Here is a 13476-nt window from a genome sequence, read left to right as displayed (position 1 = left end):
CAATGGCGATGAATAAAATTCAGTTTCAGGCAGGCCTGTCACTGCATGAATTTCTGCATCAATATGGCACGGAAGCACAATGTGAAGCAGCATTGTTTGCTGCGAGGTGGCCACATGGCTGGAGATGCCTGCGCTGCGATGGGGAGCGATATTCCTGTACCCATAACGGCCGCAAGCTATGGGAATGCCTGGATTGTGGCTACCAATGTTCTTCAATTGTCGGCACCGTGTTTGAAAATACTAAATTACCGCTAAGAACCTGGTTTCTGGCCATTTACTTGATGACGCAAAGCAAGAATGCGGTCAGTGCATTGGAACTCAAACGTCAGCTGGGGGTAAGTTACAAAACGGCATGGTCGATCAAGCATAAGCTGTTACAGACCATGCTGCTGCGCGAAGAGCAACGCCGTCTGGATGGACGCGTGGAGGTTGACGATGCTTATCTGGGAGGTGAAAGGCCGGGAAAGCGCGGGCGGGGCGCGGCAAGTAAGACGCCATTTGTAGCGGCAATACAAACAAACAGCGAGGGGAAGCCACTTTATATACGCTTGACCCCCGTAGCGGGTTTTACATATGAAGCGCTCAAACAGTGGTCGGCTGAATGTCTGTCATCTACTGCACGAGTCGTATCTGATGGTTTGGGGTGTTTCGGGGCGGTTACGCATACAGCCGCGCAGCATGAGCGCCATATTGTGGGAAGTGGCAAATCTGCTGTGCAGCGTGCCGAGTTTCGCTGGGTCAATACGCTTCTTGGCAATCTCAAGACTGCCTTCAGCGGAACCTACCATGCATTCAATCACGCCAAGTATGCACAGCGCTATCTTGCAGAATTCTCCTATCGCTTCAATCGCCGTTTTGATTTGGCTGCCATGGTGCCGCGATTGCTGCGCGCCGCCGCAACGACAGAACCTCTTCCGATCGGTATATTGAGAATTTCTGAGACAGGTAACTAATCAGGTAAAATTTTGGAATATCACTCACCAGAGACAATCGTACTGGATGGTGTCAGCGGGTTTATCCGCCTTGATCCGTCCGGTCATTTCAATCGCAGGCTAATACCGGCAATATTCAGCCAGGGCAAAGTCATTCCGGATAATTGAGTTCATTACCCACAGATGCATAAAGGGCACGATGCTGAAAATCAGGCAGCAATTTTTCTGAACCGGAATAAGCTAAGGTTGCTGGCAAAAAATTATCGCTGTCGCTTTGGAGAAATCGATCTAATCATGCAGGATGGCGATACGCTCGTATTTATCGAAGTCAGAATGCGTAACAGTGAGCGGTATGGCGGTGCTGCTGCCAGCATCACCCCTGGCAAACAAGCAAAACTTATCCAAACCGCCAGACATTATCTGGCTCAACAGGATTGCGATATGCCCTGTCGTTTCGATGCCATTCTTATTTCCGGAAATAATAAAATAGAATGGGTACAGAACGCATTCGATGCGACATGATTTAAAAGTTAATAAAAAATACTAAAGCTTCGGAAGAACAGGTCGATAGCTGTTTTTTGCTTGCGGAAAATATTCCATTCCGGAAGTAAAAAATCCCTGCTGGGAAAATTTCAAATTTTCTAACCTGTTTTAATGGAGTAAATGATGAAACAATTTTTTCTGGTTTTTCTGGTCATTTTCTGTTTTAGCAACCCTGTATTTTCCGCTGTTGATATCAATACAGCCACACAATCCGAGCTGGAAACATTGAAAGGTATTGGTCCAGCTAAAGCCAAGGCCATTATCGAATATCGCAATCAGGTCGGTCAGTTTAAATCGGTGAACGAATTGACTCGGGTCAAAGGTATCGGTACAAACACCGTCCAGAAACTGAGTGATCAGATTGTCGTTTCAGATACCATTGAACAGGCTGAAGTATTAAAATAAGATTTCAAAAAGCAAAAAGATCTGATGGGCGCCTCTAATAATTCAGAGTTCCAAGCAATACAGTATTGTGACGAAATATGGGTTTTTAGAGATGCCCTTATGAATTGTTAAATAGTAGAAATTATATGAACCACCTTGCAAACTCTCTTGCAAAAGGTTGTTTTATCAAAGCAACACTTTCCAGTTTTTTTCGATTAATTGTTACAAGCCTCAATCTGAAACTTATACTCCGATATCTCTTGATTCAATTTCCCTGCGTACCGAGCCTCAGGTAAATGCCAGAAACCATTCCGCTAATCTTGCATGTCATCCATCATCTTCGCATAGGAGGACTGGAGAACGGCCTGGTCAATCTCATCAACAAGATGCCAGGGTCTGTTTATCGCCATGCAATCGTATGCGTGGAAGATTTCTCGGATTTTCGTGACCGTATTCAGCCCCAGAATATTGATGTCATTGCCTTGCATCGCTCACGAGTTGGTGTCTGGAAAATGCAGCGGGAGCTTTACACATTGTGCCGTCGCCTGCGCCCGGCGATCATTCATACCCGAAATCAATCCGGGTTGGATGCACTGCTTCCGGCATGGCTGGCACGCGTGCCTTGCCGAATCCACAGCGAACACGGCTGGGACGTCGACAATATTGATGGTAAAAAGCGTAAACCCGCACTGTTGCGCCGGTTACATGCGCCTCTGGTTCATCGCTACATTACGGTTTCCAGGCATCTCGCAAACTATCTGGCAACCGAGGTAGGAATTGATGATCGACGGATCACCCAGATTTATAATGGAGTGGATACCGAAAAATTTCACCCCGTAAAGAATAAGGCACTTGATCTCCTGCCTCCAGATTTCCAAGAGCGTGATCGAGTAATAATTGGTACCGTTGGGCGCATCCAGGCTGTCAAGGATCAGGCAACCCTACTTAGAGCCTTTGCTGCGCTGCTAGTAAAATATCCGGATCTGAGTGCCCGTGCGAGATTAATAATAGTAGGAGACGGGCCATTACTGGCCGACCTGCGTCAGCTTGCCTGCAATCTGCTGATTGCAGACCTGACCTGGTTTGCAGGCACACAGGAGAACATTCCAGACTGGCTGCGACTAATGGACCTATTTGTATTACCTTCTCTAAATGAAGGTATTTCCAATACACTGCTCGAAGCAATGGCAAGCGGTATTCCTGTTATCGCCACCCATGTCGGCGGCAACCCTGAACTGGTGGAAGCCGAACGAAATGGAGATTTTTTTGCTTGCGGTGATCAGTCCGCTTTACTGACCTTATTGAACCGCTATGTGCAGGATCGGGAATTACGCTTGGCGCATGGAGAAGCATCACGTGAAATCACATTGCAACGATTCAGCATGTCAACAATGCTTAAGGAATATCAGCAGGTATACGATCAACTCCGTCAAGAAAGCTGACAGGACCTCATTCCTTTAACTTAATATTGATCTGGCCATCCGCAACCTGAATATCTTCAACGCCCGCAGCAAAGGATTGCCAGAATCCAGGATCAACACCGAATTCGCTGACCAGATCTAGATTTTTTAATCCACCCAACCAAGCATTCGGGATAGGTATTCCCATGATGCTAACCCCTTTCAGGATAATGACAGGTTTCTGGCTCTGATAGGCCATGCCGATACCAGCATTAACACGCAAGGTTTTACCACCCAGCACAGGAAAATCCTCTTCCAGCGGAACCAGCAGCTTGGCACTCACCATATTATCGGCCAAGTCGATTGCCAATTTCTGAGCAAGATCTGTATTTTTGGCAAGCAGCGCATTCAGTTCGCGCTCGGTAAAACCGATCTCGCGTCTAGCATTTTTCTCAGAATATTGCTCCGGTTTCAGAAAACCATCTTTGTCAATTTCATGATCATTTTTATCATTGGCCCGGGAAGTTGAGATATTGAGATCAAATCCGATCGCCTGCAGCTTGGCTCCAAGTGTTCTTTCCTCTTTTGCGTTAAGTGCTACCGGTTTGAAAGAAGAACTAAAATAATAAGTCTTCAGGAACCAGTAGGTTCCTGCCATAGTGACTATAATCGTAAACAATACGATCAGCAGCAGCTGCGACCAGTGCATGGCAGATTTTTTCTCAAGATCGTTATTCATGGAACCCGTTTGTCACGAAATGCCACTTATTGTAATGTTGTCGCCAAAAACCAAACGCCCGATAATCAGATTTGCCATCAATCTGATTATCGGGCGAAGGCAGAAACGTCAAAAGAGAATCAGTGCAACGTTACAGCAGTCTTCTCCTCGCAGATCAGATCTGCACAGTAAGTTTCGTGAATGCCATCCAGGAATTTCCAAAGTGCGTCGCAAGCCCTGCTCGTAGCAGCCAGAACCTCAGCCTGTTTTTCCGGAGTATCAGCAAATTTTTCAATAATGGCCCACTCCGCCTGAGAATGATAAATGTCAGCTTCTTGATGGACTGAAAAGAATTCGTAATCCTGCGGATTGGTCATACCATAAAATCTGGCCAGTCCATCAATCTTGACAGCAGCGATATCGGGTACTTGGGATTCAAAAGCATGCAATGCAGCAAGACCGGCATAGAAAGGCTGGTTTAAGCAAATATCGCGAAAGGTTGATACCAGATTCTGTGTTTCCGGCAACGCGTCAGCTGCTGCCAAACTCTGATCATTGGCTCCGAGGGCAAATGCGAATGTTTTCCAGAGTGCCGGGTGGTTCTTTTCGCCATGCTCCTCATCAATCAGGTTTTTCAGTACCTCCTGACGAACGCTGATATCACCGCTATTACGGGCATCATGGAAATGAGGCGTATTGAAATGAACCGCGCTGAGATAAGTCGGTTCAGCCAGAACATTATAAAAATACTGTTCGGCATAATGCCGCAATTGTTCGCGTGTAAGCTTTCCTTCCGTCCAAGCCATATAAAACGGGTGCTGCAACAGATGGCGGTTTTTAATAATTGAGCTGACCTGGTGTTTAAACAAGTTTTTTGCAGTCATGATTACCCCTATCAGAGTTTAATAACAGAATTTGCGTTAATATCATCGCTAATTCATCAGTTGAAGTCAAATTGATTCCTGAATAGTAAACTGGTGATTTTGCGTAATTACTAGCAACGAAGCAAATGAAAATATTTTTTATATCTATGAAAAAAATTCATGCAAAAATTTAGCCGTAAATACGTTCCTCTTGACTTTCTCTATGCAATGGTAGAATACAAGGCAACAGTATAAACATAAACTTCCAAGAGTAAACATCATGTTCTCCAAACAAGAAACTATCGAGCAGGTCGATCCGGAATTATGGCTGGCAATCAAGGGCGAAGTTCAGCGCCAGGAAGACCATATTGAACTGATTGCATCTGAAAACTATGCCAGTCCCGCTGTCTTACAGGCACAAGGCACCGTACTGACTAACAAGTATGCTGAAGGCTATCCGGGCAAGCGCTATTATGGTGGATGTAAGCATGTTGATGTCGTCGAACAGCTTGCGATTGACCGGCTCAAGGCGCTGTTCAAGGCCGAATATGTCAATGTACAGCCTCATTCCGGTTCTCAAGCCAATGCTGCCGTTTATCTGTCTGCCTTGCAACCCGGAGACACCCTGCTGGGAATGTCGCTGGCACACGGTGGGCATCTTACACACGGGGCATCTGTCAACATGAGCGGCAAGATCTTCAATTCAATTGCCTATGGATTGAATCCTGACACAGAGGAGATAGACTATGACGCAGTTGAACGGCTTGCGCACGAACATCGGCCCCGCATGATCGTGGCAGGCGCGTCTTCCTACGCACGCATTATTGACTGGAAGCGGTTTCGCACAATTGCAGACCAGGTCAACGCCTATCTGTTTGTCGACATGGCGCACTATGCTGGTTTGATTGCGGCAGGTTTTTATCCCAATCCGGTAGGAATCGCTGATTTTGTAACGAGCACTACACATAAAACTCTTCGCGGACCACGCGGAGGAGTCATTATTGCCAAACCGGAATTCGAGAAAGCACTCAACTCGGCCGTGTTTCCACAGACTCAGGGTGGACCACTGATGCATGTCATCGCCGCCAAGGCGGTAGCCTTCAAGGAAGCAGCCAGCCAGTCATTCAGGAATTACCAGGAACAAGTAATCGAAAACGCCCGCGTTATGGCTAAAGTGCTGCATCAACGTGGTCTGCGCATCGTTTCCGGACACACGGATTGCCACATGTTTCTGGTCGATTTATGCCCGAAGAACCTGACTGGGAAAGTAGCAGAAGCTGCACTGGAAACCGCACATATTACCGTCAACAAGAATGCCATTCCCAACGACCCTCAGAAACCTTTCGTCACCAGCGGTATCCGCATTGGCACGCCAGCAATCACGACGCGTGGCTTCAGAGAATTAGAGGCCGAAAAATTGGCAAACCTGGTGGCTGACGTACTGGATGCGCCAGAAGACGAGCAAGTGCTGGCAAAAGTTGCACAGCAGGCGCAGGAACTATGTACAAAATTCCCGGTTTATGAGAAGTAATGATCGAAGATAATCAAGCATCCAGATTTGCTGACATATTACTTGGATCATGAAATGTCCATTTTGTGGGGTAGAAGATACGAGCGTAATTGATTCGCGTGAAAACGATGAAGGAACCCGTATTCGTCGCCGACGGCGCTGTATGGCATGTGCAAAACGCTTTACTACTTATGAAACCATCGAATTGCGGTTTCCGCAAGTCATTAAACAGGATGGCAATCGTGTGGAATTTGACCGGAATAAGTTACTGACCAGCTTTCGGAGAGCATTACATAAAAGACCTGTCACCGCAGAGCAAGTCGACGCTGCCATGGAACACATCATACAAAATCTGCTTGGCAGTGGCACACAGGAAGTACAATCCCGTACCATCGGCAAATGTGTTATGCAGGAGCTCTACACGCTCGACAAAATTGCTTATATCCGCTTTGCCTCGGTTTATAGAAGTTTTGAAGATATCGGTGATTTCCAGGATGCGATCAGAGAGGTTCAGGCTTCACCACCAATTGATAAAAAATGAGTAGTAACGCTTGGTTCACAATATCTCGACCGAGGAATCACAAGAAATAGAAATCACCAAGGCGGAGACCCAGCAAGTATCAAGCTCGGTTACTTTTTTGGATATTTACCGAATACTTTTGCCGTTTGATCAGTAATTTAGTAAAATGATGCGACTTGATCATGGCTCTGTCCGATGACATCCTAAATAGTCAGGTCAAGCATCTTTGTTTTTATGCTTTTTTAAAACCTTGCCTTACTTTACACTCAAAAAGAAGGCGTTACCCATAAGGAAACCATGAGACATTACGAAATTGTTTTTATTGTTCACCCGGATCAAAGCGAGCAGGTGCCTGCAATGATCGAGCGCTACAGCAATACAATCACATCAAAAGCGGGAAAAATACACAGAACCGAAGACTGGGGCCGCAGGCAGTTGGCCTACATGATTCAAAAGCTGCACAAAGCTCATTATGTGCTAATGAATATCGAATGTGATCAAACAACCCTTGATGAACTGATCTACAGTTTTAAGTTTAATGATGCAGTATTACGGCACCTCGTTATTCGCACGAATTCTCCTGTTACCGAACCATCACCACTGTTAGTACAAGAAGACACCAGCAGCCGATCAGCAACCAATTCAGAAGGCACAACCACTCCTCAGGTAACCACTCCTCAGGTTTCAGAGGACAAAGCAGCTGTATCCAATGAAAAAACAATAGCTGCTACCACTGAGTCCGCCAACTCTGCAGCCTGATCTGGAATCTACGGAATCCATTCCAAATGTGTCTGACTGCAATCTAGTTACAATATGTGGCGTAATCACCAAGCTTGAAAAACCACGTTTTACTCCCGCGGGCATCATGATTGCCGAGTTGGAACTTGACCATCAGTCTAGCCAACTGGAAGCCGGAATACAACGGCAGATAATTTGCAGGCTACACGTAACTGGTATTGCAGACATAGCAAAAAAAATGATTTCGTTTGGTACCGGTGATCATGTCAAGCTTACTGGCTTTCTGACCTTGAAAAGTCGCATGAGCAGCCAATTGGTTTTACACGCAAATTCGATCGAAGCTGTTCTTTAATTACTAAATTATTTAACTTTCTAAGTTTAATGGAGACAAGATGAGATTCACAAGGAACAAAAAAACCGATAGCCGTTTTAATAACAAATCAACCATTCGGCCATTATTCAAGCGCAAAAAATTCTGCCGATTCACCGCTGAAGGCATCAAGCACATAGATTATAAAAATGTGGATTTACTGAAAGATTTTATTGCTGAAAACGGAAAAATTATTCCTGCCAGAATTACTGGAACCAAGTCATTTTATCAGCGCCAGCTGAATGTGGCGATTGAACGCGCCCGATTTCTGGCTTTGTTACCATACACCGATCGTCATTAACATCAAGGGAAGTTACCATGCAAGTCATATTAATGGAGAAAATTGCCAAGCTGGGCGCATTGGGTAGTATCGTTAGCGTAAAGCGAGGATTCGCACGTAATTATCTTATCCCCCAAGGCAAAGCAAAATGGGCTACCGAAAGCGCGATTGCTGAATTTGAATCTCGACGCGCAGAACTCGAAAAAAAACAGGCAGAAACATTATCTGCTGCTGAATCTCTAGCTGCCAAGCTGGAAGGAATGGTCATCCAGATTGCGCAAAAAGCTGGCGCTGATGGCAAACTGTTTGGATCGGTTACCAATCTGAATATTGCTGAAGAATTATGCAAGCAAAAATATTCAGTCGAGAAATCCATGATTCGCATGCCAGCAGGGCAATTCAAGAAAACCGGAGACTACCCGGTTGTGATTGTGCTGCATAGTGATGTTTCCGCACAAATCACCGTCACTGTCGTGAGCGAAACAACATCTTAAGCCGGACTACTAACCACCAGAAAAAGGACTGGCAACAGTCCTTTTTTGTTTAATCGACTGATCACCTTCACGTCCATCCATGTCCATGCGCCATGCCTACACTTAATTCCCAGGATATGCCAGAGGATGGGTTCAAACTCCCACCCTATTCAATCGAGGCAGAGCAATCTGTGTTGGGAGGATTAATGTTAGATAATCAGGCTTGGGACAAAATAGCCGATATCATTACTGATACCGACTTCTACCGGCAGGATCATCAGATAATCTATCAACATACCTGCCGCCTGATTGAACAAAATAAACCCGCTGATGTAGTTACGGTTGCCGAGTCCCTTGAGAATTCAGCAAAACTGACGAATGTGGGAGGATTGGCCTACATCAGCACAATCACACAAAATACGCCATCAGCTGCCAATATCCGTCGTTATGCGGAGATTGTGCGGGAGCGCGCAATCATGCGCAAACTTGCCCAGGTCAGCACTCAAATCACTGACTCGGTCTATTATCCGTCAGGACGTTCCGCAGAAGATTTGCTGGACGAGGCTGAAAGTAAAATTTTTGAAATAGCCGAAAATAATGCTCATGGTAAACAAGGGTTTGTCGATATCCAGCCACTACTGAAAGAGGTGGTCGAACGTATTGAAATGCTCTATAACCGCGATAACCCGGACGACATTACCGGCATCGCCTCCGGTTTTCACGATCTGGACCAGAAAACTTCCGGTTTTCAGCCTGGAGACCTCATCATCGTCGCAGGTAGACCTTCCATGGGGAAAACGGCTTTTGCCCTCAATATCGGTGAACACGTTGCCATGGAAGTTAACAAGCCTGTGGCGGTATTCAGCATGGAAATGAGCGGTACACAGCTGGCCATGCGGATGCTGGGCTCGATCGGACGACTCGACCAGCACAAGGTAAGAACTGGACGTCTCGAAGATGAAGATTGGCCCAGACTAACGCACGCACTCGGAAAACTGAATGATGCACCGATCTTCATTGATGAAACGCCAGCATTGAATTCACTCGAACTACGCGCCCGTGCCCGCCGACTATACCGGCAGCATGGAGGATTAGGTCTGGTTATCGTTGATTATTTACAGTTGATGTCTTCCATTTCACATAGCGAAAACCGTACCGCTGAAATATCTGAAATTTCCCGCTCATTGAAAGCATTGGCAAAGGAACTGCATGTACCGGTCATGGCGCTTTCTCAATTGAATCGTAGTCTCGAGCAACGCCCCAACAAGCGTCCAGTTATGTCCGATCTTCGTGAATCCGGTGCTATAGAACAGGATGCAGACGTCATTCTTTTCATTTATCGCGATGAAGTCTACAACCCGGATACGCCAGATAAAGGTATTGCAGAAATCATTATTGGCAAACAGCGTAATGGCCCGATTGGAAAAATTGATCTGACTTTTCTTGGCGAGTTTACCCGTTTTGAGAATTGTGCACGAACGGATTACTACTAAATGATTGTAATCGCAACAAATACATTGCAAGAATACTCCGCCATCACGTGCGGTCACCAGCACAGTTTATGCAGCGATACGATGCAAATCCAGCCGCTGCTTAAAACGCATTGACTCTTTTTTGACAGTGCGCCTCATGAAGAAAATACTGAGTAGTGCTGGAGTTGAAACATCTCCCAATGAAATTTCTTTTTTATCATGGGACGCATTACCCGGCCTGGCCTTGCTATCCATCAGGCACCATCAGGAAGACGGCAAAAATTTCTGAAACCAGGCTGTTTTTAAAAGTGTAAATGGCCGAGCATTTGTGCTGGATTCAGCAAACTATCTGTCATCCAACGTCCGAGTGGACTTCGATGAAATGCACCCCAAGTAGTTTATCGAGATCAAGAATGCAATAATAAAATTAGATCGTGTGAAGCCGCGATCTGAACCGTTTGTTGGAGGAGCCCGGTTGAATTTCTGTAAATCCTGGTTACCGAGATGGGTCCTGTTCTCATGCAATAATCTAACCCGGCGCATGAGTTGACGCCCGAATATAGTGCGGCTGATGTACAGTGTCGGGTTGTCAGGATGCAGATCGATAGTGGTCAAACTGACCACAAACCAAATTCAAGTCCGAATTGCGACAAACCTGCAAAATTTATATTCTCTAGGTTAATTGCGGTTTCCGCGGCAAATATTCCGATTGACGCAACAGAATGCGCGCCGCTGTCGAGCAGATCGACAAAACAAGCTTCGTCGGCAGCGGGGGGCGAAAAACCAGCAACGTTTTCATAGAGTAAGTCGACTACAGTGGCATGGCTGGCGGCTTCATCGCCGAGTGCGGCGTGAATCGCCAGTTGCATTAAAGTTTCATAATCCGTGCCGTCGTCTAGCAGGTTTAATCCGATGCCGGCCAGTTGTGTGTCTGCAACAGAATCCGCACCAAACACCGCGCCAATAATCTTTGCCGTAATGCCCGCATTTCCGTCAAGGTCCAATGCAAGTAATGTGTCGGAAAACCGGATGCGCTCGATATCAATGAGTGTGTCTGTGCCGTCTGGAAACCCATTGCGCGCGTGAACCGTCCACAGATTATCAGATTGCCGCTGAACAGTGTAATTCGTCGAAGGTCCGGTGTAGATCGCCACGTCGATTGCTTCATTGCCAATCAATGTATCGTTGCCGCCAAAGCCTTGCAAAATATCGTTCCCCGTCCCGCCAGCGATGATTTCATCGATACTGTGATCAACACTGAAAGGGGTCTGGAAACCCTCGAACAGCGCCATGTAATCATTTGCCGAGGTGCCGTTTCCATCGCTGGGACTGAAGGTCGCGCCGGACAGCAAATAGCCTTTCAGCCCGGCAGTATCGGAAGAGCGGCTGCCCGCACCGATCAAATGCGCGGTAGCCAGCATGCCGGAAAGCGTGATGGACTGACCGTTAAGAACCTGACCCTCGTACTTATCCAGCGCAAGAAACTCGATTCTGTTCCATAAAACGCCCTGCCATTCTCGAATGATGATTTCCTGAACAAAACCATTGTCGAGATAATCCTGCTTGCTGTAGATGCCGTTCTTGCCTGACCAGTTGCCGATCCAGTCATTTTTGAACAGATTGCTGTCGCTGTTGTCGGCACCATAATAACCAAGATCATAAAGTGCCGCTTCACCGAATTGGTACTTGCCGATGAAACCAAAAGAGTTTTCGACGTCATAATTTTGAGCGCCATCCGGAATGCTGGATGACTCTCTGAAACCCAGTGCATTTAAAAAATCCTGATAAGTTTGCGTCATGATGATGGTCTGAATTTACTTACAAAGAGGATTTGACTGATCCTCTTCTTCTGGGTTTTCAGGTTGATTTGATCAATGTGTTGCATGCCGCGTTTCAATTACAGCGGTTATTGGGCGGTGATTTGTCTGAATCGGTATGTAAATGTTACCATGTAAGCGCTTGATTGTTTTAATAAGCAATATCTGGCAATATTTTTCTACTTTTTTGCAGGAGATGTCTCATGAATAAATTATTGTTATCATTGTCCTTGGTTTTTCTATCGCTTGTTTTTTCAGGCTGCTCAAAGCAGGAAGGATCTGCGGAACAGCTCGGTAAAAAAATAGACGAATCTATCGATAGCAGTAAAAAAGCTATTGACGAAACTATCGAAAAAGCTGCACAGAAAATCGAAGAAATCACAGATACTTCGGAGGGTTCTGCAGAACAGGCGGGCGAGAAAATAGATGAAACTGTAGAAGATTTGAAGCATTCTACCAGTGATGCCTACGAAGACGCCAAAGAAGAAATCAATGAAGCCAGCGAGGCGTTAAAGGAAAAAAGCGGTGCCACTAGTGGCGGCTATTGATTCGCAGAATTTTTTAGCGCTCCATTAATTGACGACAGGCAATAGCACTCCCATCAAACTGGACATAGAAAGTCGGGAGGGCAAGTGTTATTTCCTGGATCGGTTTGCATTTTGAAACGCTGCCTGCTGCGGAGGTCATCCCCGCTGTCTCTTTAATTCTAATTCCTGTTTTTGTCGCGCGTAAATTACCGGCTGGATTTGCCGGTAACGCGACGTCTTCTCATATTGCGTAAATTCCGGAATTATAAGGTAAATTAGCGACTGTCTTTGCCTTAAATACTGGAAATTACCGTATCTAACAGGCACTCCTGTTGCGAAATTTGCGGAGGTTTGCTGCGATGGGTATGAAAAATTCTTCAGATAGATTTAAAGAGGCTGATGATGTTGCTGATGGCATGATTCCCGTCAGTCAGATTGTGGTGCACATGACTAATTCTACTTTGTCAGATTACTCCAGAGCCACTTCCCGTCGGCCGGAAGACTTTAGCATTGGGTCTCTTCTGGTGCCGCTTATAAATAATTCCAGCCAGTTCTCCGGCTATAAGATGCCTTTGAAGGCGCATGTGCGCTAATGTTGTCGCCAGATCATTAATGGATCGCATCGCCATTGGCGGCGTCCCAGCTTCTTTTGACTAACCAAGAATAGCATTGCCAGCATGACCAGCACCATGTGATGATGCCATACGTCCTATCAGCGCACCTGATAATCGGCCATGCCGCACTCACTTTTTACCCTCTATTTATCTATAGATAACGCTAACTCACTAAAATTAGCGCTAATCCCAGATTTCCCATTAGGTTTGATTTCTAATGGAAGCCATTAGAATAAGCTGTTATAAATAAGCATATTTTGGTAAATTAAAGTTGTTTTCTAGATGTATATTTTTCATCCGGGAGGTTTTGATGGA

Annotated in this window: 17 protein-coding genes; 14 read left to right on the top strand and 3 right to left on the bottom strand. The window is 45.9% G+C overall.

The window, feature by feature from the left end; genetic code table 11:
• Positions 1 to 2: 2 nt before the first annotated feature.
• The 5 genes from NSMM_RS00405 (at position 3) to NSMM_RS00390 (ending at position 3301) form a co-directional block, all read left to right on the top strand.
• Positions 3 to 953, top strand: coding sequence for an IS1595 family transposase (locus NSMM_RS00405; protein ID WP_090283515.1), 951 nt, complete (start codon positions 3 to 5; stop codon positions 951 to 953).
• Between the two features lie 12 nt (positions 954 to 965).
• Entirely contained in the window at positions 966 to 1100 is a 135-nt protein-coding gene (locus tag NSMM_RS16685; RefSeq protein ID WP_281200855.1) for a hypothetical protein, read from the top strand.
• Positions 1101 to 1115: 15 nt separating this feature from the next.
• Entirely contained in the window at positions 1116 to 1454 is a 339-nt protein-coding gene (locus tag NSMM_RS00400; RefSeq protein WP_090283512.1) for a YraN family protein, read from the top strand.
• Positions 1455 to 1598: 144 nt separating this feature from the next.
• Positions 1599 to 1880 (top strand): ComEA family DNA-binding protein, encoded by a 282-nt coding sequence (locus NSMM_RS00395; protein ID WP_090283510.1) that lies wholly within the window; start codon positions 1599 to 1601, stop codon positions 1878 to 1880.
• 275 nt (positions 1881 to 2155) lie between these two features.
• Positions 2156 to 3301, top strand: a complete 1146-nt coding sequence (locus NSMM_RS00390) for a TIGR03088 family PEP-CTERM/XrtA system glycosyltransferase (RefSeq protein ID WP_090283508.1) — start codon at positions 2156 to 2158, stop codon at positions 3299 to 3301.
• A gap of 7 nt (positions 3302 to 3308) precedes the next feature.
• Here NSMM_RS00390 and NSMM_RS00385 read toward each other — a convergent pair whose 3' ends face one another.
• Positions 3309 to 3998 (bottom strand): arginine N-succinyltransferase, encoded by a 690-nt coding sequence (locus NSMM_RS00385; protein WP_090283506.1) that lies wholly within the window; start codon positions 3996 to 3998, stop codon positions 3309 to 3311.
• Positions 3999 to 4117: 119 nt separating this feature from the next.
• Positions 4118 to 4861: a 4-aminobenzoate synthase gene (locus NSMM_RS00380; protein ID WP_090283504.1), complete on the bottom strand. Its 744-nt coding sequence runs from the start codon at positions 4859 to 4861 to the stop codon at positions 4118 to 4120.
• A 259-nt stretch (positions 4862 to 5120) separates the two neighbouring features.
• Between NSMM_RS00380 and glyA the strand changes: the two genes are divergently transcribed.
• From glyA to dnaB, 7 genes are all read left to right on the top strand, one after another.
• Complete coding sequence (glyA, locus tag NSMM_RS00375) at positions 5121 to 6371, top strand: serine hydroxymethyltransferase (protein ID WP_090283502.1); 1251 nt, start codon at positions 5121 to 5123, stop codon at positions 6369 to 6371.
• A gap of 49 nt (positions 6372 to 6420) precedes the next feature.
• The gene (gene nrdR, locus NSMM_RS00370) at positions 6421 to 6891 is read left to right on the top strand and encodes a transcriptional regulator NrdR (RefSeq protein ID WP_090283499.1); all 471 of its coding nucleotides are present in this window, start codon (positions 6421 to 6423) and stop codon (positions 6889 to 6891) included.
• Positions 6892 to 7167: 276 nt separating this feature from the next.
• Positions 7168 to 7629 (top strand): 30S ribosomal protein S6, encoded by a 462-nt coding sequence (gene rpsF / locus NSMM_RS00365; protein ID WP_090283497.1) that lies wholly within the window; start codon positions 7168 to 7170, stop codon positions 7627 to 7629.
• Positions 7630 to 7657: 28 nt separating this feature from the next.
• On the top strand, positions 7658 to 7960 hold the full coding sequence (priB, locus tag NSMM_RS00360) for a primosomal replication protein N (RefSeq protein ID WP_245654617.1): 303 nt from the start codon (positions 7658 to 7660) through the stop codon (positions 7958 to 7960).
• Positions 7961 to 8000: 40 nt separating this feature from the next.
• Positions 8001 to 8279, top strand: a complete 279-nt coding sequence (rpsR, locus tag NSMM_RS00355) for a 30S ribosomal protein S18 (protein WP_090283492.1) — start codon at positions 8001 to 8003, stop codon at positions 8277 to 8279.
• Between the two features lie 17 nt (positions 8280 to 8296).
• Positions 8297 to 8752, top strand: coding sequence for a 50S ribosomal protein L9 (gene rplI / locus NSMM_RS00350; protein ID WP_090283490.1), 456 nt, complete (start codon positions 8297 to 8299; stop codon positions 8750 to 8752).
• A gap of 92 nt (positions 8753 to 8844) precedes the next feature.
• Positions 8845 to 10224, top strand: coding sequence for a replicative DNA helicase (gene dnaB / locus NSMM_RS00345; RefSeq protein WP_090283488.1), 1380 nt, complete (start codon positions 8845 to 8847; stop codon positions 10222 to 10224).
• 590 nt (positions 10225 to 10814) lie between these two features.
• Here the strand turns inward: dnaB and NSMM_RS00340 are convergent.
• On the bottom strand, positions 10815 to 12002 hold the full coding sequence (locus NSMM_RS00340; protein WP_090283486.1) for a calcium-binding protein: 1188 nt from the start codon (positions 12000 to 12002) through the stop codon (positions 10815 to 10817).
• Between the two features lie 221 nt (positions 12003 to 12223).
• Here NSMM_RS00340 and NSMM_RS00335 point away from each other — a divergent pair, with 221 nt between their 5' ends.
• Positions 12224 to 12568 carry a hypothetical protein gene (locus NSMM_RS00335; RefSeq protein WP_090283483.1) on the top strand — a complete coding sequence of 115 codons (345 nt, stop codon included), beginning with the start codon at positions 12224 to 12226 and terminating at the stop codon, positions 12566 to 12568.
• A gap of 338 nt (positions 12569 to 12906) precedes the next feature.
• A complete protein-coding gene (locus NSMM_RS00330; protein ID WP_090283481.1) occupies positions 12907 to 13140 on the top strand; it encodes a hypothetical protein in 234 nt (77 codons plus the stop codon).
• Positions 13141 to 13476: the final 336 nt, after the last annotated feature.

It is taken from the genome of Nitrosomonas mobilis, assembly GCF_900103035.1.
GTDB classification, from domain to species: Bacteria; Pseudomonadota; Gammaproteobacteria; order Burkholderiales; family Nitrosomonadaceae; genus Nitrosomonas; species Nitrosomonas mobilis.
This window is presented reverse-complemented; position numbering and strand designations above follow the sequence as displayed.